Consider the following 21866-nt stretch of genomic DNA (forward strand, 5'->3'; position numbering starts at 1 on the left):
CTTTAAAGCGAGACAGATTTAGATAGTAATTTTAAATTTGTAGAAATGCATAGAAAATTTGATGATTCGTTTAAGACCATGGCGGTCGATTTGAGCGTTGTTAAGGGGTCTGTAGCCGATGTAGCTAAGGAATTAGACATAGACCCCAGTTTGCTCAGTAAGTGGCGTAGAAACCCACGTTATAATGGGAATAAAGTTTTACCTGACAATCCTAAAATTAGCCCAGAGGAACAGGAGTTGAGAATTTTGCGTAAAAAATTAAGAGAAACAGAATTAGAGCGTGATATATTAAAAAAGGCCATAGCCATCTTCTCCAGGGGAGACGGTCCATATACCGGTTCATAAAGGCGAACCGAGAGGTATATTCCGTAGAGAAGATGTGCGAAGTATTGAACGTTAGTAGCAGTTGTTTTTATCGTTGGCTGATTTCTCCGGAGTCCCCTAGTGAACAGCGAAGTAAAGCACTTCTGGATAAAATACAGCAGGTACACAGTGACAGTAAGTATATCTATGGTAGTCCAAGGATAACTGCAGAGCTGCATAAAAAAGGTGAAATGGTATCAAGAAGCTATGTTGCAAGGTTGATGAAGAAACATGGGATACGAAGTAAGGTCAAGAAAAAATATAGGGTGACCACAGATTCGAGCCATAGCTATGGGATAGCTGAAAATCTCCTCCAAAGAGATTTTTCAGCGGATGCCCTGTCACAGAAATGGGTTGGCGACATTACCTATATCCATACTGACAAAGGGTGGCTTTATCTAACAACAGTCATTGATCTGGCGGACAGAAAAGTCATCGGATGGTCTTTGAGTACTGATATGACCGCTAAAAACACTTCTGTAGAAGCCATCAGGATGGCTATTAAAAACCGGCGTGTCAAAGATGGACTGATCTTCCATTCGGATAGAGGGATCCAATATGCCTGCGATGAATTCAGGGAGGTAATTGTAGAAAACAGGATACTTCAAAGCATGAGCAGAAAAGCGAATTGCTGGGACAATTCAGTTGCTGAGAGCTTTTTCAAGACATTAAAGGCTGAAATGGTCTATCATAGAAAATTCATGGATCAGCAGTCAGCTAAATTGGAGATCTTTGGATACATTGAAGGATTTTATAACACCAAAAGAACACATTCTGCTCTGGGTTATAAGACACCCAGACAGATCGAAGAAATGCTATTGGAAAAAGAAAAAATGGCAGCATAAAAAAGTCTCCTATTTTTAGTTGCAATTCCAATGATATCTGCGGTATGGAGTTCCAAGCCAAGGCTTTCCACATCGGAGATGTAGCCATACACGTTGTCCATACCGATGCGCATCAGTTTCCGTGTAAGGTCGTCGATCTGCCGGTCAGAAGCAACCAGTACAAACTGCTCTTGGTAATCCAGCAGCCAACCTACCCAAGTAGAGAATGAATTGTTGCCCTGTACATTCATGCTTCCGGGAATGTAACCTGCCGCGAAATCAACTTTATTACGGGCATCTATTACTTTTAGACCGTTACGGTAGGCCGTGAGGAACTCGTCCTTGCTCAGCTTGGGGTGTTTGGGGACTTCGACCAACAACGGACGGGGAACTTTGTTCAAGTGCTTCATCACGGCGAAATAGCGTGGCGGTTCGGGCTGCCCCGCTAAAAGATATTCGACAAAACCCTGTTCATCATTTTCATATTGGAACGCCCAATTCCGGATCTTTTCGTAACCGACCGTCGAACTCGGCACGGCTCCCAGTGCTTTCCCACAGGCCGACCCTGCACCATGTGCAGGCCATACCTGTACATATTCGGGCAATTCGGCAAATCGCTGAAGCGACTGGTACATCTGTTTGGCTCCTTTTTCCTGCGTGCCGATGATGCCCGCGGCTTTCTCCAATAGATCCGGACGGCCAATATCGCCAACGAAGATAAAATCTCCTGTAAAGACCATGACCGGTTTATCCGTAGCGGGATGGTCTGTCAAAAGGAAACTGATACTTTCGGGTGTATGTCCCGGCGTATGCAATACCTCCAGGGTAAGATTGCCGACCGTAATCTTATCCCCATGTTTCAACCCGTTGTGGGGGAACTGGTATTGCCAGTCTTCACCGCCCTCATCGGATAGGTACATCTCGGCACCGGTTGCGGCGGCGAGTTCCCGCGAGCCACAAAGGTAGTCGGCATGAATATGGGTCTCGGCAATATGGGTGATCTTTAGGTTGTTCTCTTTTACAATTTGCAGGTACACATCTATATCACGCTGTGCATCGATGACGATGGCAATTCCTTTGGCCTGGCAGCCGATTACGTAACTGGCCTGTGCCAAACTTTTATCATAAACATGTTGAAAAAACATACTATTTTATATTTAAGGGTTTCTATTTAAAATTTTCTTATCGCTTTATGCAAAGATGTTGCTTTGTTTTTCCCTGTACGGTTACATTAGTTACACAAGCTGTCAATTAAATGTCTTTTCCCCTCATCATCTTATTCCAGTACATATAGGGGAGCATATATTTTTTTAGCAGCCACAATCTCCAATGCTCCTTGTCACTATCGTTGATCAACATGTATTTCAGCATGGGATCGGGCGTAAATTCATTTTTGTAGTTGAACTCTGCCAAAGCCATCTTCCCATAACCGGTTACCAAAGGACATGAGGAATATCCCATATAGGACTTGTTGCTGGCCTCTTTTCCTTTGATCAGTGCAAGGATATTGTCAACAACGACCGGTACCTGCTTGCGGATGGCTGCTCCGGTTTTGGCAGTGGGGACACCTGTGGCATCACCAAGACCCAAAATGTTCGGGTATTTTTTGTGCTGCAAACTGTTTACATCGACATCCAACCAGCCATCTTCATTGGACAGCCTGGATTCGCGGATAAACGGTGGTGCAACCTGTGGTGGTGCGAGATGCAGAAAATCAAACGGAACTTCAACAAGACCGCCATCAGCGACAGAACTATCTATAATCGGAGATGAAGGTCTGTTTGCATCTTGTGGCGTGTTGTCTTTAAAATAGACAACTTTACGTTCCGGATCAATCTTTATAGGGGTGTGGAACAGGCGTAGATCGATGCCGTACCGATTGATAACTTTCATCAAGGTATCGGCGATGGTCTTGACGGCAAAAATAACCGTTCCCGGTGTGGCGAATACGACATTCGTTTTGTCCAAAATCCCTTGTTTTTTGAAATGGTCGGCCGCAAGGTACATGGCCTTTTGGGGTGCTCCGCCACATTTGATTGGTGTTGCGGGCTGTGTAAATATGGCGTTGCCTCCCTTGAACCTCTGCAACAGTTTCCATGTGTATTCGGGATCGATATAGTTACTGCATACCACCCCTTTGTCCAATGCTTCCGACAATCCCTCTATCAACGACATATCATAGATAAGCCCCGGTGCGAGTACGAGATAGTCATAGGAAAAATTACCGCTGTTTTCTGTTGAAACAACGTTCTTGTCACCCCAGACACCGGTCACTTTATCTTTGATCCAATCGACTCCTTTGGGGATGAGGGTTGCTTCCTGCCTCTTTGTTTTTTCCATTTTATACGCACCTGCTCCGACCAATGTAAATGCAGGTTGGTAGTAGTGTATTTTCGAGGGTTCGATGATGGCGATCTTGAATCCTTTTTTCATCCGTTGCAGTTTGGCTGCGGCCATTATACCTGCCGTTCCGCCTCCAACTATCAGTATTTGAAAATGCTTTTCCATAATGTTGATGTTTATTTTATAACCAGATTTCTTTAATGAGGATATATATGCCCATGACCAGCACAAACCAACCGAATGCGGGTTTGAGTTTGTTTCCGTCTATTTTCTTTGACAGTGCCATCCCGATAAAAATCCCGATAATGGCAAATACGGTTATGGCCAGTAGAAATGTCCAATCCATTGGGGTTTCATTGTTTTCTCCGAAAAAGCCGATCAGTGATTTTGCCGCAATGATGACCAATGAAGTACCAACGGCTTCTTTCATCGGTAATTTGCTCAGCAGGACGAGGGCAGGAATGATGAGGAACCCTCCACCTGCACCGACAAGACCTGTTAAGACACCTACCACGGCTCCCTCGATCAGTATAAGGGGATAATTAAACCTCTGCTGTTGGGAGACTTCCACCACCACTTCTTTGTCCTTTTTAATCATGCTAAAGGAAGTGACGATCATCAAAATGGCGAACAGTACCATGAGCAGCATGCTTCTGGTAAAGATGAAATCGCCGGAAGTGAATATGACGGCCGGAATGGCGGGAACGATATAGGCCCTGGTGAGATATACCGCCGCTATTGACGGGATACCGAATACAACTGCTGTCCGAATATTGACCAGTCCCTTTTTAAAATAGGAGAATGACCCTGCGATACTCGTACTGCCTACTATAAACAGTGAATAGGCGGTAGCCATAACGGCATCTATGCTGAAAAGATATACCAGGACAGGCACAGTAAGGATACTGCCCCCTCCACCGATGAGACCAAGTGCAACACCTATTAAAATGGACGACATATAGCCTGCTATTTCCATATAATTCTTATTATTTATTACACAAATCTGCACCAATTCAAAAGGCTGGTCAGTTACATTTGTTACACAAGGGGAGTTTTTGGCTTTTTTCTTTAGAACGGTCTCCAATTTGTCATGAAATCCTGTGTCGGTAACATTTGTTACCAACCCATTTGGCATTAATAGTTAGTTTTACGACGCGTATTAAATTGTAATGCTTTTACCATAATATGATGTCCCAAAGGCTAATATTGATGAACAAAGCGTTATATTGTTATGTGTAGTATAAATTTGAATTTTTAAGAAAGGATGGCAATAATTGGAGATGTTAGGTATGAATAATGAGATTATCGAGGAAGCGTATGGCTCCATTTTCGAGGCGGCTTTGATCGAAGAGATTGCCTCGGTAGCCAAGCTGGTTGAATTTAAAGAAGGAGAAGTACTGATCGACATCGGAAAGTACATCAAGACCATGCCCTTGCTCATCAACGGGGCGATAAAAATCATGCGCGAGGACTTTGATGAGGGAGAATTGCTGCTGTATTTTATTGAAAAGGGAGATACCTGTGCCATGACCCTTGCGTGCTGTATGGGAGACAAGAAAAGCGAGATCCGGGCGGTGGCGGAGACCGATGGGCTGGTGGCCATGATCCCGGTGCACTATATGGAATCGTGGTTGGGCAAGTACCAGACGTGGAGGGCTTTCGTATTCATGAGCTACGACAACCGGTTTAACGAGATGTTGGCTGCGATTGACAATATTGCGTTCATGAATATGGACAAACGCCTTTACCATTATCTTTTGGAGACAGGTAAGATCAACTCTTCCCAAACCATAAACAAGACCCACCAAGAGATTGCCTACGAACTGAACAGCTCGCGCGTGGTGGTTTCACGGCTTTTGAAAGCGTTGGAAAATGAGGGCAAGATCAAACTGAACAGGAACAACATCGAACTATTGAAAGTGGAGGAATAGAAAATTCCGTTCGTCGGAACTACTTCATGATATTTTAGATAAAAACTTAGAAAAGGAACGAGCATGAAAACAGGATTATTTTTTACCAAAATATTTGCTTTGATCTTCATTAACGCCTGCAATGCAGCGAATAGTGATAACTTTATACTGACCGGACATATTGCCAATGCCGATGAGTTAAATAGCATTATTCTGTATGAAGGGAGCACATTTGTCGATTCGATAGCCGTGGACAAAGACGGTAATTTTTATTTGGAAGGAACGGCTTCGGAGCCTACACTGTACGAATTGGCCGTGGAGCAACAGACGTTTATGCTGGTCATGGAAAACGGTGAAAAATTGGAGTTGAATATTGATTTGACCACACCGGAGCAATATACCGTAAAAGGATCTGAAACATCAGCTAAACTCAAAGAGCTTACCGGAATGCGTGACAAATTCCAAGCGCACCAAATGAATCTGCAAAGTGAATTTGAACAACGTCTTGATAATGGTGAAGATCGGGGCGTCGTCCAAAATGAACTCATAGCAAAAAATGACCAATATACTGCCGAACTATCAGAACAGGTTTTGCAGTTTTCACGGGATAACGAAGATAACCTGGCGGGATTCTTCGGGATGTTGGTTTTGTATTCGGTGGACCCTACCGGACACGAAGAAACCTTGGTCGGATATGCAGAAAAAGCACGAGGTCTGTTTCCCAACAATGAGACCGTTCAGTCATTCGCCGCGCACATGGAAGAGATAAAACCGTTGAGTATCGGTCAGACGGCACCGGACTTTAGCTCTATAACACCAGAAGGCAAGGAGGTCAAACTCTCTGATCTGAGGGGGCAATACGTTCTATTGGACTTTTGGGCTGCATGGTGTACACCGTGTCGCCATGAAAACCCTAATATAGTAAGCCAATACCATGATTTTAAAGACCGTGGCTTTACAGTCCTGGGTGTTTCTTTGGACAGAGACCGTGATGCATGGCTTCAAGCCATTGAAGACGATAAACTGACGTGGACACACGTATCGGAACTTAAAATGTGGGATAGCGAGGCCGGTCGCTTATATAACATCACGGCCATTCCTGCATCCTTTATGATCGATCCCGATGGAAAGATCATAGGAAAGAATTTGCGCGGGCCTGCTTTGAAGCAATTTTTGGAGAAAACTTTATAGCAAAAAATGGGTGCTTGATCAAGCACCCATACCATTCTTTATTACAAAAAATAAAAATATTACGGTTTAATCACCACCCATCCCTGTGAAGCACGGATAATCAATTCACCATTTCCGCTGGGCACATAAGGGATAAATCCCAAAATATCTTCTTTCGTCAAGTTCCTTTCTCGTAAGGAGTTTTCACATTGGGCAACTTGAACGCCTTTTGAGATCATATCTTTCAGATCATCTATATACGGCGAACTTTTTAGCATCACATCGGTACCACCAGAAAAGGTCACGAGTTCGATGGTCAGCTTCCCGATAAGCCTTTTGTCTGTTAAGACATTTCTGATGTTTCTAAATGTTTTTTTAACGATTTCGGGATTATTTGTGTCCAATTGAAAAATGGCGTTGTACTCTGTTTTTGTGGCTTCCGCACCTTTAAACTGAAGGTTTTTCTGCAACTCTGGACTCACTTCCTGCCCAATGGCAAATTGCCATCCTAAGCCCAGCAAGAATAAGGCGATCAATAGTTTTTTCATATCTACAAAATTAAAAATTAAAAATTGTAAGGACCATATTTGTGCTGTTCAGGTGATATACTGTCTGCAAACGGTGGGTAGGCCGAATCTTTTGGTTTTAGTGTGAGGTCTGGGTAATCTTTTTCCTTATTGGCCTTGATGGGCCTGTCAAATGAATTGATATAAGCCGCTACGTCATACACTTCTTCGTCGGTCAAGATAGGATTTAGCGGGTCGACACCTAACGGCATATTCCCTTTGATGAATTTTGAGGCCGTGAGCATGCGCCCCATGCCTGCACCGTCATTGTAGGAATCATGGCCCCAAAGTGGGGGATAAATGTATCCCTCGGACTTTTGTGTATCGTCTTTCCATATTCCCTGTCCGTCCTGTTGGTGGCAGGCCACACAATGGGCTTGAAAAACCTGCTCACCATTGCGGAGATTGGCTTTCCTGTCGGGAGGTGTAAATTCGACAAAGCCCTGGCCATCTATTCTGTCTCCAATTCTCACATTTTTGCTAAGGTGTGCCATGTAACTTACTATGGCCACCATTTCTTCACTATCCTTTGGTAGCTTCTGTCCGTTTAGGCTTCTTTCAAAACAGCCGTTGATCCTATCTTCCAATGTGGCTACTTTACCGTCTCTTCCACTGAACATGGGAAATATACCAGTCAGACCCACATAAGATCCTGCATAAGCTTTGGTTCCTCCGTCAAGGTGACAACTGTTGCAGGATAAATGGTTTCCGGAATAGACTTCTCCATATTCGTTGTTCGGACCAAGGTATTTGGCCGTTTCCATGATTAGTTTTTGACCAAAAGCGGCAGATCGGCCCTCCTCGGTGTCGGGGAAATCCTCCATGACAAAATCTTCAACATGGCTAATGAATGTCCTGTCGTCCCCAGATCCGTCGGTATCCGGAGCCAGACGGTAATCATTCCAATTAAACAGGTGGAAAAGTGCCATCACGATCAGCAACAAAAACAGTACGCCCATCCACAGTGATCTTGTAGACAGTCGGTTCACCTCTCTGAGCAGGTCTTGTTCAACTTTTTGATTTTCCATATTCGTTTATTTGAACTTTCTTAGGGCTATCTAAAAAAGCTATGGTACCATAACATTTATTTTTCATCGGTGGGTAACCTCCGACGGTTTATACATTAGCGATAATCATCAAAAAAGAAATTTTTCCTTTCTGATTCTCATGGCGATAAAATTATGGGATATCGAAAATCGAGTCAGTAACATTTGTTACATTAAGAAAATTGGTGTCACAAGGGAAAAACAGGTGTCATAACCACGCTTTTATGGTAAGTGTGGTAAATGTTGGTTTAGGCTTGTGGAGTTATGAAAACGGGGTGCTTCGGAAGACACCCCATTTTTTAGATATTCACGAAGTTAGCCGAATGGTCTTTTTTGTGCAACTGTAATATGTTGCCAAATGCAAGGGCTGCTTTGTGTACCTGGATAGTCCAATCTTCTGCGGCGTTTCCATCTGCACCGTCGGAAATGTATTTGAGGCAGAGAAAAGGGATTCTTTCTTTCATGGCGACCAGAGCCAAAGCGTAGGCTTCCATATCCACCACATTGTACATGGTTGTGGAATGTGCCATTTCAAAATTATCGCCTGTTCCGCAAGTGGCTCCGGGTATTCCATCCATCTGCAAACCGTATTCGAGGACTGGGGGCAACCCCGACAATGGTGTCTCGTATTGCTCATAGCCCAACCCTCTAACGTCCATATCTCTTTGAATGAATTTCGTGCAACAGACTATTTCACCTTTTCTGTAATGGCCGCTCCCGGCAGAACCTAAGTTTACGATCAATTTCGGTTTTTCCTGCTCTAAGGCTTTCATCAGATTATAGGCCGCATTTACTTTGCCGATCCCGCAGATTAAATGGTTGTATTCCGAGAATACATCAGCTGCTTCAGATGCTAGTGCAAATGTGAATTTTATCAATAGGAATAGCGTTTTCCTGATCTATTATTATCATCAGTTACTACATGATTTGTGCAATCAAAGTTAGCTCTTTGGCTCTATATTTTCTTCTACCAATCGTACGATTTCGTTGGCTGGAAAAATACCGGATTGCCGCCATTTTACTTCACCATCCTTAAAGATGATGGTCGTTGGCACGCTTCTGATCTGAAACAACTGTGCCAACTCCTGGTGTTCGTCAATATCTATCCACTCATAGAATATTTTGTCGCCTAATGTCGTGGCGGCTTCCTCAATGTTGGGTTTCATCATGTGACATGGGCCACACCAAACAGCGTGAAAGTTTACCAATGTCGGTTTATCGGATTTGATTTTTTCTGCTATATCCATTTTTCTTAATTTTTTATAATTGAATTGTTTTAAACCCGTTTTCCTGTAATCCTAAAAAGTAGGTAAAACCATAACGTGTGGTCAGAACTGACGGTGGAAGCTCAGATTTTTTCACACCGAGATGAGCCATCGAATTTTCACAAACCACGATGTATATACCTGCTTTTTCGGCTTTTTCCACATAGGGTTTCAATTCCGTGCCCGTAGCAAGGTCTTTTACGACCTGGCCAGCCAAAACAACTTCAAATTTGATTTTTTTGCTTTTAGTTCTAAACCTTTCCCCGGTTTCTACGGCTGCTATAAAATGCCTTGAATTTTGAACCAAAAAAGCGTATTTACTATTTTTCCTGATTGAATTTTCAATTTGTTCAGGTGATTTATCCTGTGCTTTCACAGGTGTAAAACCAATAAGGTTGACCAGATTAATTAAGACGATTAAAACGTATTTTGTCATAGTGGTTATTTTTGGTTATAGACAAATTCGAAGACCCGTTCAATCGCTGGGTCGATAGATTTTCCTACGTGACAATAGTTTTTAGCAGCGAACTCAATCACTTGTTTTTGCTCATCCGAATAATCATTCCCAAATAATGCTTTGATGTTTATCTTACTGACCTTTGTTCGGTCTTCGTTCATTTCAAAATCAATCTGTGTTTTTGCATCCGTTATTTCAAACTGGCTTTGGCGAGCTGCATAATCCATAGTTCCTAATAAACAGCTTCCGTAAGCACTGATTAATAAAGCTACCGGACTAAAGCTGCCGGCATCTGTTGTAATAGCCTCGCTATTTAACGGTGATTTTGTTTCACTTTTGTATTTTCCCTGATAAATTGTTTCGATTGTTGTTGACATTTTTAAAAATTTTTAAATTTTATCGCTAATACTTTTGTTCTCTTTGGGGTACGATACGGCTGTTCTCTGATAGACAGTTCTATTAGCCAATGTTACGAGAAGTAGGAAACGGCTCTTATTCTACTCCATACAGAAATTTGATGTTCTTCTCAATATCCGGGTGGAGGCTGTTTCCGATAGGGCATTGTTTAGCTGCATCTTCTAAAATCTGCTTTTGTTCAGCCGTATAATCACCTTTTTTGATAAAGCATTTGATGTGAATTTTGGCAATTCTACCCTTATCGCTGTCATAATCGGTACTGATTTCTGTTCTGGCTTCCGACAGGTTAAACCCGTTTTTGCCGGCAATATTATCCATTGTACCCATCATACAGGTTCCGTAGCCACCGATAAGAAAATCTATCGGTCTGAAATTTTCCATATCGGCAATGAACGGTTCTTTGTTCGGGGCTACGATTGCGGATTTCCCTTTTCCATAAAATTCAGATTTAATCACGGGAGGCATATTTTGTTGTTGTGCAAAACTGTTCGTATTGGCATAAAAAGCCAGTACGAACAGCATTAAGGACATTATTTTTACGTTCACTTTTTTTAATTTGATTATGCTTATTAATTTCTGCCGGACATCACACCGCCGTCTATATCCCAAACGGCTCCTGTTACCCAACTGGATTCGTCCGATAATAGGAAAGCGATGGTCGAGGCAATATCCCCGGCTGTTCCCACTCTGCCAATTGGATGGAAAGAATTGAAGCCTTGCAAGTTTTCCTCGATTTTATCTTTCTCCATAAATGCTCCATAGATCGGTGTTACCACGACGGCAGGCGATACGGCATTTACACGGATATTGCTATCGGCCAACTCCATTGCCAAATGTTGCGTAAGACTGTGCAGACCGGCTTTAGCCATTGAATAAGCCGATGAAGGAGTAGCCTTGATCGCCTGTTTTGCCCACATTGAGCCGATATTCACGATTGAACCGCCACCGTTGGAAGCCATTACTTTTGCCGTTGCCTGTGTGATAAAGAAAAAGGCTTTGTTGAAGTTGTGGTATATATCGTAATCTTCTTCGGTATGGTCCAAGAAAGACTTGGGGTTAAAATATCCTGCGGCATTGACCAAGTATTTTAGATTGGGAAGGTCGCTGGCAATTTTCTTGCTGAATGTGTGTACTTCATCCATGTTTGACAAGTCAAGCTCATAGGCGGTTACTGTCCCTTTTTTGCCCAACTCGTTTACTGCCTCGTAGAGATTTGCTCCTTTTCTGGCCACCAAAGCCACTTCGATACCTTTTTCAAGTAATAGTGCTGCGGTGGCTTTTCCCATTCCGGTAGAACCACCGATAATTAATGCTTGTTCCATTTTTTATGTATTTTATTGTTGTTGATCTTTTTTCATGTCGATGACAAAGCGATAGGTTACATCGCTTTCAAGTATCCGCTCGTATGCGGTATTGATATAGCTGGGTGGTATGACTTCCACATCTGCGGTAATATCGTGTTCGGCGCAATAATCCAACATTTGCTGGGTGTCTTCAATGCCTCCTATAAATGAGCCTGTAATCTTTCTACGACGTGATGTCAATAGCCCGACCGCCAGTTGCGGATTTTCGGGCGGAACGCCTAAAAGTATCATTGTACCGTCTTTTTTAAGGAGGCGTAAATACCTGTTGTAATCGTGTGGGGCAGATACGGTATCCATGATAAAATCAAAACTTCCCGATACGGCTTTCAATTCCGCTTCATTCGCTGTATTGATGAAGTGATGCGCTCCTAATGCTATTGCGCTTTCTCTCTTTGTCGGGGAAGAACTTAATACGGTCACCTCCGCACCAAAGGAAACGGCGAATTTGACCGCCATGTGCCCCAATCCACCCAGACCGAGAACGGCGACTTGATGCCCTGTACCGATCTCATTGTGCCTTAAAGCAGAATATGTGGTGATGCCTGCACAGAGTAGCGGTGCTGCTCCGGCTGTTCCCAGGCTGTCGGAAACTTTGAGCACATAGTTTTCATGAACCACGATGCAACTTGAATAACCACCTTTGGTTGTACTCCCATCGGGGAGTTTGCCGTTCTGGGTGGGTGTTATACCGTTATCACAAAATTGTTCTTCATGGTTTGTGCAATTAGGACAATGACCACATGAAAGTATAAAGTATCCGACACCCACCAGATCACCTGTTTTGTATTTCGTAACCTGTTCACCTGTATCTATTACCCGACCGATGATTTCGTGTCCGGGAACGAATGGATATTGTGTACCTCCATACTCATTTTTGGATTGATGAATATCGGCGTGACAGATGCCACAATATAAAATATCAATTAATACTTCATGCTCGTGGGGTTCTTGTCGCTCGAATGAGAAAGGGGCTAATCCCGACGTGCTGTTTTCTGCTGCGTATCCTTTTGCTTGTATCATTCTATTGAATTTAAAAAGATGGCTTATGTTACACTATAAATTTTGATGTTGGGCAAGCCTTTTAGGTAAGGTCTTAGAGAAGTTACAACGTCTTTGTTGAAAAGGTCGCTCATGAGGTATTCCTGTGCATTTTCCACGCTGTCAAAGCCGTGCAAAACCTGCACATCATCTATATGCGTTAATAGATCGTTGGATAAAGCCCCTTTAACCGTCTGCAAAAAAGGTTCTTTATATAAAGTGTAAACTGCTGTTACGCCCGCTCTGTCAAGCCCATCAATCGTGAGGATAATCTCTAAATATGCCTTTACCATACCAAAGAATTTTGCTACATACAAAGTTCTTCGGTATTGCAATATCAAACAATGGGCAGACAAGAAAACAAATGGTACTTTTCGGAAATGGCTTTTATATTTGTTTGGCAGATTTTATGTTTATCACATACAGGATAATACTGACCAATGCCGTAATCAACAAAGGAACCACGGCAAGATTTATCCCTTGCCAACCCCAATATTTAAGCAAACCTCCTGCGGACAATCCCGAAAGGCTTATTGCTCCGAAAACAAAGAAGTCGTGAAAAGCTTGTACTTTTTCTTTTTCTATCGGTTGATACACTTTTGTCAATAAGGTAGAACCTCCGATGTACATAAAATTCCAGCCTATCCCCAATAAAATCAATGCAAGTATAAAGTTCGCATAGCCTGTTCCCGTAAGGGCGAAAATCAGGTATAAAAAGAATATAATAATCCCCGAAAGTATTATTTTATGTACGCCAAACTTCCCAATCAAAATACCTGTAAAGAAAGACGGCACAAACATTCCCAATACGTGCCATTGTATCACGGTGGCAGATTGGTCGGGCGAAAATCCGAAATGGTGCATTGCCAAAGGCGTTGCCGTCATTATCATCATCATTACCGAATAGCCGACGGCAGAAGAAGCGAACGCCGCTAGGGTTGTTCTCTGTTTGATAATTTCTGTCAAAGGGCGTTCCTGTACCAGCGTTTCTCCATTTTGGTTTTCCGCAATCGTATTTTTGGGAAGTTTCAAGAAGAAAAGGACACAAAGTGCCACTATACTTAAAAAGGTAATCGAAATAAAAGAATAAGCATAAGGCATTGTCCCCAAATGCTGGGTAAATTTAGCCAAATTTGGACCGGCAAATGCCGCAGCCACACCTCCTGCAATCACAAAGGAAATAGCTTTGCCTTTATTATGTTCGGGAACGGCATCGGCTGCCGCAAAACGATAATACTGTGCAAAACCCTGATGTGTACCGACCAACATATTGCCAACTATAAACAGAATGAAAGAACTGTTGATGATAGCATAGAACGATAACAATCCCGACAAAACTCCGAGTATCGTACCTATCATAAAACCCTTACGTTGTCCGATTTTTCGGATAACGAATGAGGCAGGTATCATCATCGTTGCCGTACCTACCGAAATCATGGCGATAGGCAGTGTAGAAAGACTTTCTTCGGGAGCGAGTTTCAGCCCGACCATTCCCGATAAGGTCATCACGAGTATTGTTCCTGTCTGGAATAATGCCTGTGAAGTAAAAAGTAAGAGGACATTACTCCATTTTGTTTTTGTTGACATAAAAATAAAGAGGTACAAAAAGAGCCATATTTTAAGCGGAAAATACGGCTCTTTTGAATTGAATTAACAACTTAAATCTTGTGCTTGTTAAGCTACAGTGTAAATTCTTACATCAGGATTATCTTTCAGATAAGGCTTCAATGCAGTTACTACATCGTTGTTGAACAACTCGCTCGAAAGGTAATTTTGTGCATCTTCTGCACGCTCGAAACCGTGCAAAACCTGTACGTCCTCATCTCTGATTAAGAGCTCTTTTGAGATTGCCCCTTTGATGTTTTCCAAAAACGGCGCTTTGTATTGGTTGTAAACTCCCGCAGCGTTTGCTCTGTCTGCGTTGTCAATCTTTAATGTGATCTCTAAATACGACTTTGCCATAACATTATTTTTTTGTTTATACGACAAAGGTCTTATGTAATCGATTACCCGACAATGTACAAATGCGAAAAGAAATGGTACTTTTAGGAAACGGATTTTTTGAACTCGGACGGAGAAACGCCCGTATACTTCTTAAAATACTTTACAAAATAAGACGCATCGTCAAAGCCCAAGCGGTAGCCCACCTGATTGATATTGAGATTGGAGTACAATAACAAACGTTGTGCTTCCAAGATGATACGTTCCTGTATCATTTGAGACGGCGTCTTGTTGAGTTGCTGTTGTGTGAGGTCTGACAGGCTCCGTGACGATATATGCAGTAATCGGGCATATTCGGCTACGCTGTAACCTTTTTTATAGTTTTCGTCTATCAGTGTTGCGAACTTAACAAGTTGCATTCTTTTTTCGTCCATTATTGGAAAAGACGGGTCGGCAGATTTTTCAAACTCGTTTTTCCTACGTTGTATTTGGATAAGGAATGATTGGAGATAGTTTTTTAAAATCAGCTCTTTACCAAAACTACTCTCGTTTGCCAATTCCTGTTTCATTTGCGAAACGTATTTGTCCAAAATATCGTCTATGCCCGTACCGATACAGCAAGAGGGTTGCTGATACGGATTGTTAAACAGATTGTGATTTAGAAAAAACTCCATCTGGCTTTGGTCTTGCACCAAAAAAAGCTCGTTGAAATGAATGAGTACACCCCCGTAGTCCGTGTTTTCGTCAAAATAATGCACTTGATTGGGAGCAACGAAAAAAATCGCATTGTCAAAAACGTCGTACTCTTTAAAATCAACCGAATGTTTCCCCATACCTTTCTTGAACCATATAACCTGATAAAAACTGTGGATATGGGGTTTGATAGCCTGACACTGATTTGTTTTCAGATATTCGTGCAAATCGTGCAGGGCAAACTGTGGCTTATCAGGCTCGTGCCTGTTCAGATGATATTCGTTAATTATATTTGTTTTCTCTTTAGCCATATTTATCCGTTATGGGAAACATTCCCAATCAGCTAATTTACAAAATTAGTATCATTGGATGATAGCTGTCATAAGCCTATATCGTGTTGTTTGCTGATAATTACCACAAATTTTCCGATTTGTCCACTAAAAGCAAAACAGCAAAAAGGGAAATTCGCAGGTTAAAAAATCAATATTGCTTCATCAGATGAGGGAAAACGAACGTATCATTATTATAGGTGGTGGATTGACGGGGCTTACATTGGCTTACCTGTTGTCGAAAAAGAATATCAATGCTACCGTATTGGAAGCCTCATCACGATTGGGTGGTAGAATACAAACGACAAAAGGAGCTTTGCTGACGCCGTTGGAATTGGGTGCAACGTGGTTCTCGGATATCCACCCGAATTTGCTGGCTTTGATTGATGAGTTGGGGTTGCAGAAGTTTCTGCAATTTTCACAAGGTACATCGTTGTTCCAAACGGACTTGAACGAACCTCCGCAAAGGTTTGTTGTTCCCGAAAATCAAATGTCCTCCTACCGTTTGGCAGGTGGAACGCAAATACTGACCGATACATTGGCAAAAAAGTTACCCAAGGAAACAATTTTACTGAACTCAAAGGTTACTGCAATAAAGGAAACGGAAAACGGAGCTGTACTCGAAACCGATACGGATAAGATATTAGAAGCAGATAAAGTAATCGTGTGCGTACCGCCACAATTAGTATCAACGAGCGTAATGTTTTCGCCAAGGCTACCCGACGCTCTCCATCATCTTTTACCGACCGTACAAACGTGGATGGCAGGTTCTATCAAGTTTACTTTGGAATACGATAGTCCGTTTTGGCGAAATGAGGGCTATTCCGGAATACTGTTCAGTCACGTAGGAATTGTCGCAGAAATGCACGACCACACTAATTTTGAAGAAAACAAATTTGGTTTTACGGGCTTCCTGGATGGTGCTGGGGCATCTTACTCTTTTGAAGACAGAAGGAGATTTGTATTGCAACATTTAGCGAATTTATTGGGTGTTCAGGCATTAAATCCTACCGCTTATTTTGACAAAGTCTGGACGGACGAATTTGTATTGGGAGATAACCCTGTTATCCCACATCCTCACTATAATAACGGACACCCGTTGCTACAACAAAGTTATATGAATGGCAAATTGTTCTTTGGCGTAACCGAGACAGCTACCCAACACGGTGGGTATATGGAGGGTGCGGTTATAGCGGCTCAATCCGTTGCTGATAAAATAAGGTAGTTTTTCCTTTTTTGTTGTTCCCTATATATGATAAATTATGCTACAAAAAGCGGCATAAAGGTAAATGTACAGGAAAGAACCTCAATCCCAAAAACCTACCGTTATTAAAAAACAGAGTTAATTATTATCTTTGTGTAAAGATATTCTTGAAGCGTTTTGCTTTGAGTCCGGCACTGAAACTTAGGAACTTTCAAAACAGCAGGACAACAAGTGTAAAACGCTCATGCTACGGCGTGGGCGCACTTATTGTTGTTGGGTTTCCTAAGACCTCAGTGCTGTAAGTTGTTGCCTACGCTTTTTTTATAGCGGCGACATAATGGTCTAAAATCAACTCTTTTAATATGGAAGCCGTAATTTATTTTCCCAATTTTGAATATCCCGCTTCGGAAGTTTCCATGTATATATGTATTCTTAAAGACTTCACCCTAATGTTGAAAAATGGGGATATTGTAAAGTTTACTCCTGATAACGAAGACACTTTTAAAGCATGGTTGGATGATAACGGGATAAAGAATATTAGAAACGAAAGTGATTGGGTGGTGAAATAAAACATCCTCTCACCACCTATATATTAGCGTCTCCGTCTTCTCGGTTTTGTCGTTGTCCATATGAAAATCGTCCAGACACCAAAAGCCACCGCGTAGCCCGGCCACGGGTTTTGCATACTCAAAGCGGCGAAATATCCGAATGTTGCAATGATACAGGTTATGAAAAATAAAATTATAGTCCTCATAGTATTTCAGATTTACGTTTTTAAATCAAAAAGAATTACATGGGATTGAGCCCCATGTAATTCGGTTACGTTTATTAGGCAGCGATGCAGTCTGTCTCGTTTTTAGCTTGTATTTTCTTCAAGACCTTAACTTCGACTTTTCTAAGCTGTGCAATGACTTTCCGCTGTACATCATCTACAATTTTCCAATCTTTGGCAATGTAAATATCTGTTGTGCGATTACCCTCGTCAACATGATTGAGTGCAAGAGCCACGTCGTCTTTGCTCATACGACAATCATTCCTTGCCGTGTTCGCAAATGTGTGTCTCGCCCAATACAACGTAAGTTCGGGTATGCCTGTTAATTTGCGTAATTGCTCCATGCCTTTACATAATGCCCAATTAAGGGCATTGGCACTTGAATAGCGTTCGCGCAATTTCCCTAAATATTTTTCCAATAAAGGCTTGGCCTCATCGACAATCTTAATACTGATAAAGGCATTGTCCTTACGCTTGCCCTGTGTCTTGGAACGGTTATAGTCTAAACGTCCGTTTCTAACGTCACGTTCTGTTATTTGATACAGGTCTACGGCATTTATGCCACAAAGGTAGAACGAAAGCATATAAAGTTCCTTTGCCAATTCCGCACGACTTTCGGGGGTGGTTATACAATCCCGAATAGTCAACACTTGTTCAAGTGTATTGTTCCTTTTCTTGGTGAGGGGTGGGGAACCAACCTTGTATTTCTTGAATGGATAATGCTTGATGCGGTAGATGCCGAGGTCCTCATTATTATAGTGATCCCTTGCGGCATTAAACAAGGTACGCAGATCACGCATCTGATTGTGCAAACCGCTATCGGATAATCCTTTTTCTTTCGTGGTAACTTCATTTCCCAATTGGTTGATCCGTGTCATTGTCCTTTCCGACCGCATATAACGTTCATATGCCATCAGCATATTGGAGTTAATCTCCTTGATGGAAACGGAAGTCCGGTTGAAATAATCGACCAGACTGTTACGGATTTTTCGGTGGTTGTTTGCGGTTCCGATTCGATCCTCTTTTCTTAGATGTTCTATATGCTGATCGCAAAACTTGATAAAATCGACATCTTCATCTTTGTCTCGCAGGTAATCGCGTAGAGATTCAGCGGTAAAATAATCCAGTCGGTCGTCGAGTTCGCTGATCATCTTTCGATAATCCCTTAGCTGCTTCTCGATCTTTTCAGCGATAAACGGATCTTTGACTTTAAAGTCTTTGGTTAATTGTTTCCTGACAACGAAATGAGTCGTGTCAAGATACTTTCTCAATCTTTTGTGTTGTACACAAATTTTCACATTGTAGGTGCCATCGGCTTTTTTGTGATGCTCGAACACCTTTGCACTAACGGTTGCCATAGTTCTTTCGAAATTGGCACGTAAAAGCTGTAACACATTTGTAACACTTTTACGTGAAGTTCAACAAAAATCTATGCAAGTCTCGCCGTTTCGGGGTATCCGATGCGACGTAGGACAGATGTCCCTAAAGTGCCCTAAGAAACGAAAAAAGCCGTTTTCCATGAGGGAAAACGACTTTTTCGATTTGTGCGCCCACCTGGGCTCGAACCAGGGACCAAAAGATTATGAGTCTCCTACTCTAACCAACTGAGCTATAGGCGCTTACGTTAATTTTCCTGTCGTTAAACAGGGGGTTTATTGTAAGTTTTTGAGTTTTTACAAACTCGGTAATTCTGCTGTCAAAAGGAACCTCGTTCCAACTATGCATTCCTCATTTTAAGCACCTTAGCCTCTTAGATTATGAGTCTTCTACTCTAACCAACTGAGCTATTGGAGCGGCAATCATTGCTGATTTGCGAGTGCAATTTTACATATTTGTAAGCACATTTTAAAATTAATTATGCAAAATATTCAAAATATTATCTTCGATTACGGGAATGTCATTTTTATGCTAGACTTTGAGAGAGCTCAAAAGGCTTTTACCGACTTGGGGGTCAATCATGTAGAGCATATATTCGCTCACTCTGGTCAAACGACGCTTTTTGATGATTTTGATATCGGAAAAATAACGGCAAAAGAGTTTAGAGACGGTATCAGAGAACTTACCGGGCGGGCCGATCTCACAGATAAACAAATTGATATAGCTTGGAATGCCCTCTTAATCGGAGTCCCTCAAGGGAGGCACGAGTTATTACATAAAATGAGAGAAAAATACAATACCTTTTTATTAAGTAATAACAACGAGATCCATTATAATTTCATCATGGATTATCTGAAAAAAGAATATGGTTTAGACGATTATAGTCGTTATTTCGTCAAAGATTACTACTCTCACTTATTAGGTATGCGAAAGCCGAATAAAGAAATATTCGAATTTGTGCTTCAAAATCATGGTTTAAGGCCAGAAGAAACACTTTTTATTGATGACAGTCCACAGCACCTCGAAACGGCTGCAAAAATCGGTATTCACACGGAGTTGTTAACAGCTCCTGATACCTTAGAAATGCTATTGTCAAGAAAAGGAATCTTTCAATAGACGGCATGTGGTAGAGTACGTTATTTCAACGTACTCTACCACATTTATTTATTTACGCCTCTTCTTTTCAATGGCAATTAGGCTTAATTCTCTGCTTGTTTGCCCTGCAACTGAAGTATTCTCCTGTGCCCTTCTAAATAAATAGGGCATAACAGATTTGACAGGGCCATACGGCATGTACTTAGCGACGTTATAGCCGGCCTCAGACAAGTTAAAGCTTAGGTTATCGCTCATACCAAGTAATTGTGCAAAATATATACGTTTATCATTTCTTACAATTCCTCTTTGCTCCATTTCCTTAACGAGAAGATAACAGCTTGCTTCGTTATGGGTACCGGCCATTAAGCCGATGTTGTCGATATGGTCTAGACAAAATTGAAGTCCTAGGTTGTAATCTCTGTCGGACGCGGCTTTATCTGCCTGAATGGGTGATGGATAATTCAATTTTTCAGCTCTTTCCCGCTCAATTTCCATATAGGCTCCTCTAACAAGTTTTGCTCCTATATAGAAACCATCTGTTTGAGCTAAATATAAGTCTGCTTTAAGGGTGGCGAGTATATCATGCCTATACAGTTGATAGGTGTTGTATACGATAGCTTTCTGTCTATTGTATTTCTGCATCATCTCTCTAGCTAAATCATCTATGGTGTGCTGAATCCAAGAGTGTTCGGCGTCTATTAAAACTGCTACATTGGCATGATAAGCTGCATTACAAATTTTATCTACACGATTCTTTATTCTGAAGAACTCTTCCTCTTCCTTTGGCTGAAGCTTTTCTCCGGCATCTAATTTAGCCAATAAATCAAAACGCCCTAAACCGGTGATTTTAAAAACAGAAAAAGGAATGTTTTGATCTTTCTTTGACCTTTCAATAGTTTGCAATATTTCAGAGAATACGTTATCAAACACTTCTTCTGTTTCTTCACCTTCAACCGAATAATCCAAAATAGTTCCTACGTGTTGATTGGCCAATTGCTGGATAGTTCTTTCACAATCGTTGATCGTTTCTCCTCCGCAAAAATGTTCGAAAATTGTTTTTCGAATAATGCCCTGGATAGGTAAACCTAAATTAAGAGCAAAATTGGTGACTGGCGGGCCGACCTTAGTTAAAAAATTGCTGGAAATAATCTTAAAGAGCCAATATGCGCGATTTAATGCCGCATTACTTTTGCTGCGGAAAGCGACCTCTGTATTGTCAAATGTGAGCTTTTCTCCTACGGGAGCTTTAGGCTCTTCAGATGTTGAAATCATGGAACAAACTTAGACAAAAAAGCAAATTTTTTATAGCAGAATAGAGAAATAAAATCTATTTAAAATATCATTTTAATTGCCATACATGTAAGAATTTTATGTAGGTTTGACTCATGATTACTTTTAAACTTGACACGGAGTACATTCATTTGATACAATTGTTAAAAGTCGTTAACATAGTGGAAAATGGCGGAGAAGCTCAGGCCGTTGTAAGTGAGGGTTTGGTTTATTGTAATGGTGAAGTTGAACATAGAAAACGTTATAAAGTCAGGAAGGGAGACGTTGTTGAGTTTTTGCACTATAAAATTTCAATAATATAGTTATTAGTTAAGTTCATACCAAATGTGAACCGTTAAATTTAATGCCAATAGCTCGTGCCACGATTTATGACCATAAAAAGGTTCGATTAAAAAGCTAATT

26 protein-coding genes and 1 tRNA gene are annotated in these 21866 nt (G+C 41.6%); 8 read left to right on the plus strand and 19 right to left on the minus strand.

All coding sequences use genetic code 11. From position 1 onward, the window contains the following. The first annotated feature begins 45 nt into the window (after positions 1 to 45). Together H8S90_RS11850 and H8S90_RS11855 are read left to right on the plus strand one after the other, a co-directional pair. On the plus strand, positions 46 to 345 hold the full coding sequence (locus tag H8S90_RS11850; protein WP_187340262.1) for a transposase: 300 nt from the start codon (positions 46 to 48) through the stop codon (positions 343 to 345). Next, entirely contained in the window at positions 342 to 1208 is an 867-nt protein-coding gene (locus H8S90_RS11855; protein ID WP_255501947.1) for an IS3 family transposase, read from the plus strand. Before H8S90_RS11850 ends, H8S90_RS11855 begins: the two co-directional genes overlap by 4 nt. Here the strand turns inward: H8S90_RS11855 and H8S90_RS11860 are convergent. From H8S90_RS11860 to H8S90_RS11870, 3 genes are all read right to left on the minus strand, one after another. Then, positions 1148 to 2332, minus strand: a complete 1185-nt coding sequence (locus tag H8S90_RS11860) for an MBL fold metallo-hydrolase (RefSeq protein WP_255501922.1) — start codon at positions 2330 to 2332, stop codon at positions 1148 to 1150. The two genes, H8S90_RS11855 and H8S90_RS11860, sit on opposite strands and share 61 nt — an antisense overlap. A gap of 106 nt (positions 2333 to 2438) precedes the next feature. Then, a complete protein-coding gene (locus H8S90_RS11865; RefSeq protein ID WP_222852292.1) occupies positions 2439 to 3761 on the minus strand; it encodes an FAD/NAD(P)-binding oxidoreductase in 1323 nt (440 codons plus the stop codon). Continuing rightward, positions 3712 to 4665: a sulfite exporter TauE/SafE family protein gene (locus H8S90_RS11870; protein ID WP_255501923.1), complete on the minus strand. Its 954-nt coding sequence runs from the start codon at positions 4663 to 4665 to the stop codon at positions 3712 to 3714. The genes H8S90_RS11865 and H8S90_RS11870 overlap by 50 nt, the downstream gene beginning before the upstream one ends. Positions 4666 to 4819: 154 nt before the next feature. Here H8S90_RS11870 and H8S90_RS11875 point away from each other — a divergent pair, with 154 nt between their 5' ends. Next, a complete protein-coding gene (locus H8S90_RS11875; protein WP_187342727.1) occupies positions 4820 to 5461 on the plus strand; it encodes a Crp/Fnr family transcriptional regulator in 642 nt (213 codons plus the stop codon). A 63-nt stretch (positions 5462 to 5524) separates the two neighbouring features. After that, on the plus strand, positions 5525 to 6631 hold the full coding sequence (locus tag H8S90_RS11880; protein ID WP_222852293.1) for a TlpA disulfide reductase family protein: 1107 nt from the start codon (positions 5525 to 5527) through the stop codon (positions 6629 to 6631). 59 nt (positions 6632 to 6690) lie between these two features. Here H8S90_RS11880 and H8S90_RS11885 read toward each other — a convergent pair whose 3' ends face one another. The 13 genes from H8S90_RS11885 to H8S90_RS11945 all read right to left on the minus strand — a co-directional run bounded on the left by H8S90_RS11885 (position 6691) and on the right by H8S90_RS11945 (position 15708). Beyond that, positions 6691 to 7158 carry a DsrE family protein gene (locus H8S90_RS11885; RefSeq protein ID WP_187342728.1) on the minus strand — a complete coding sequence of 156 codons (468 nt, stop codon included), beginning with the start codon at positions 7156 to 7158 and terminating at the stop codon, positions 6691 to 6693. A gap of 17 nt (positions 7159 to 7175) precedes the next feature. Then, positions 7176 to 8204, minus strand: coding sequence for a c-type cytochrome (locus tag H8S90_RS11890; protein WP_187342729.1), 1029 nt, complete (start codon positions 8202 to 8204; stop codon positions 7176 to 7178). 317 nt (positions 8205 to 8521) lie between these two features. Beyond that, the gene (locus H8S90_RS11895) at positions 8522 to 9100 is read right to left on the minus strand and encodes a nucleosidase (RefSeq protein ID WP_222852294.1); all 579 of its coding nucleotides are present in this window, start codon (positions 9098 to 9100) and stop codon (positions 8522 to 8524) included. Positions 9101 to 9163: 63 nt separating this feature from the next. Further along, positions 9164 to 9469 (minus strand): co-chaperone YbbN, encoded by a 306-nt coding sequence (locus H8S90_RS11900; RefSeq protein WP_187342730.1) that lies wholly within the window; start codon positions 9467 to 9469, stop codon positions 9164 to 9166. Between the two features lie 13 nt (positions 9470 to 9482). After that, positions 9483 to 9863, minus strand: coding sequence for a hypothetical protein (locus H8S90_RS11905; RefSeq protein ID WP_187342731.1), 381 nt, complete (start codon positions 9861 to 9863; stop codon positions 9483 to 9485). A 65-nt stretch (positions 9864 to 9928) separates the two neighbouring features. Then, a complete protein-coding gene (locus H8S90_RS11910) occupies positions 9929 to 10321 on the minus strand; it encodes an OsmC family protein (protein ID WP_187342732.1) in 393 nt (130 codons plus the stop codon). Between the two features lie 115 nt (positions 10322 to 10436). Next, positions 10437 to 10883: an OsmC family protein gene (locus tag H8S90_RS11915; RefSeq protein ID WP_222852295.1), complete on the minus strand. Its 447-nt coding sequence runs from the start codon at positions 10881 to 10883 to the stop codon at positions 10437 to 10439. Between the two features lie 47 nt (positions 10884 to 10930). After that, positions 10931 to 11683 (minus strand): SDR family NAD(P)-dependent oxidoreductase, encoded by a 753-nt coding sequence (locus H8S90_RS11920; RefSeq protein ID WP_187342734.1) that lies wholly within the window; start codon positions 11681 to 11683, stop codon positions 10931 to 10933. A 12-nt stretch (positions 11684 to 11695) separates the two neighbouring features. Continuing rightward, positions 11696 to 12745 carry an NAD(P)-dependent alcohol dehydrogenase gene (locus H8S90_RS11925; protein WP_187342735.1) on the minus strand — a complete coding sequence of 350 codons (1050 nt, stop codon included), beginning with the start codon at positions 12743 to 12745 and terminating at the stop codon, positions 11696 to 11698. Between the two features lie 23 nt (positions 12746 to 12768). Further along, a complete protein-coding gene (locus H8S90_RS11930; RefSeq protein ID WP_187342736.1) occupies positions 12769 to 13056 on the minus strand; it encodes a hypothetical protein in 288 nt (95 codons plus the stop codon). Between the two features lie 94 nt (positions 13057 to 13150). Continuing rightward, positions 13151 to 14350: an MFS transporter gene (locus H8S90_RS11935; RefSeq protein ID WP_187342737.1), complete on the minus strand. Its 1200-nt coding sequence runs from the start codon at positions 14348 to 14350 to the stop codon at positions 13151 to 13153. 87 nt (positions 14351 to 14437) lie between these two features. After that, complete coding sequence (locus H8S90_RS11940) at positions 14438 to 14725, minus strand: hypothetical protein (RefSeq protein ID WP_187342738.1); 288 nt, start codon at positions 14723 to 14725, stop codon at positions 14438 to 14440. 83 nt (positions 14726 to 14808) lie between these two features. After that, positions 14809 to 15708 carry an AraC family transcriptional regulator gene (locus tag H8S90_RS11945; RefSeq protein ID WP_187342739.1) on the minus strand — a complete coding sequence of 300 codons (900 nt, stop codon included), beginning with the start codon at positions 15706 to 15708 and terminating at the stop codon, positions 14809 to 14811. Between the two features lie 187 nt (positions 15709 to 15895). On the opposite strand from H8S90_RS11945, the gene H8S90_RS11950 reads away from it, so the two are divergent. Both H8S90_RS11950 and H8S90_RS11955 read left to right on the plus strand, forming a co-directional pair. Beyond that, a complete protein-coding gene (locus H8S90_RS11950) occupies positions 15896 to 16951 on the plus strand; it encodes an NAD(P)/FAD-dependent oxidoreductase (protein WP_187342740.1) in 1056 nt (351 codons plus the stop codon). 341 nt (positions 16952 to 17292) lie between these two features. Then, positions 17293 to 17499, plus strand: coding sequence for a hypothetical protein (locus H8S90_RS11955; protein WP_187342741.1), 207 nt, complete (start codon positions 17293 to 17295; stop codon positions 17497 to 17499). A 259-nt stretch (positions 17500 to 17758) separates the two neighbouring features. Here the strand turns inward: H8S90_RS11955 and H8S90_RS11960 are convergent, their stop codons facing one another. Then, positions 17759 to 19060 (minus strand): site-specific integrase, encoded by a 1302-nt coding sequence (locus tag H8S90_RS11960; RefSeq protein WP_187342742.1) that lies wholly within the window; start codon positions 19058 to 19060, stop codon positions 17759 to 17761. Positions 19061 to 19247: 187 nt separating this feature from the next. Continuing rightward, a tRNA-Ile gene (locus H8S90_RS11965) sits at positions 19248 to 19321 on the minus strand. Positions 19322 to 19559: 238 nt separating this feature from the next. Here H8S90_RS11965 and H8S90_RS11970 point away from each other — a divergent pair. Further along, positions 19560 to 20195 (plus strand): HAD family phosphatase, encoded by a 636-nt coding sequence (locus H8S90_RS11970; RefSeq protein WP_187342743.1) that lies wholly within the window; start codon positions 19560 to 19562, stop codon positions 20193 to 20195. Positions 20196 to 20243: 48 nt separating this feature from the next. Here the strand turns inward: H8S90_RS11970 and H8S90_RS11975 are convergent, their stop codons facing one another. Then, on the minus strand, positions 20244 to 21446 hold the full coding sequence (locus H8S90_RS11975) for a proline dehydrogenase family protein (protein ID WP_187342744.1): 1203 nt from the start codon (positions 21444 to 21446) through the stop codon (positions 20244 to 20246). Positions 21447 to 21559: 113 nt separating this feature from the next. Between H8S90_RS11975 and H8S90_RS11980 the strand changes: the two genes are divergently transcribed. Continuing rightward, positions 21560 to 21766, plus strand: a complete 207-nt coding sequence (locus H8S90_RS11980) for an RNA-binding S4 domain-containing protein (RefSeq protein WP_187342745.1) — start codon at positions 21560 to 21562, stop codon at positions 21764 to 21766. Positions 21767 to 21866: the final 100 nt, after the last annotated feature.

The sequence above is a fragment of the Olivibacter sp. SDN3 genome (assembly GCF_014334135.1).
In the GTDB taxonomy this organism is placed as follows: domain Bacteria; phylum Bacteroidota; class Bacteroidia; order Sphingobacteriales; family Sphingobacteriaceae; genus Olivibacter.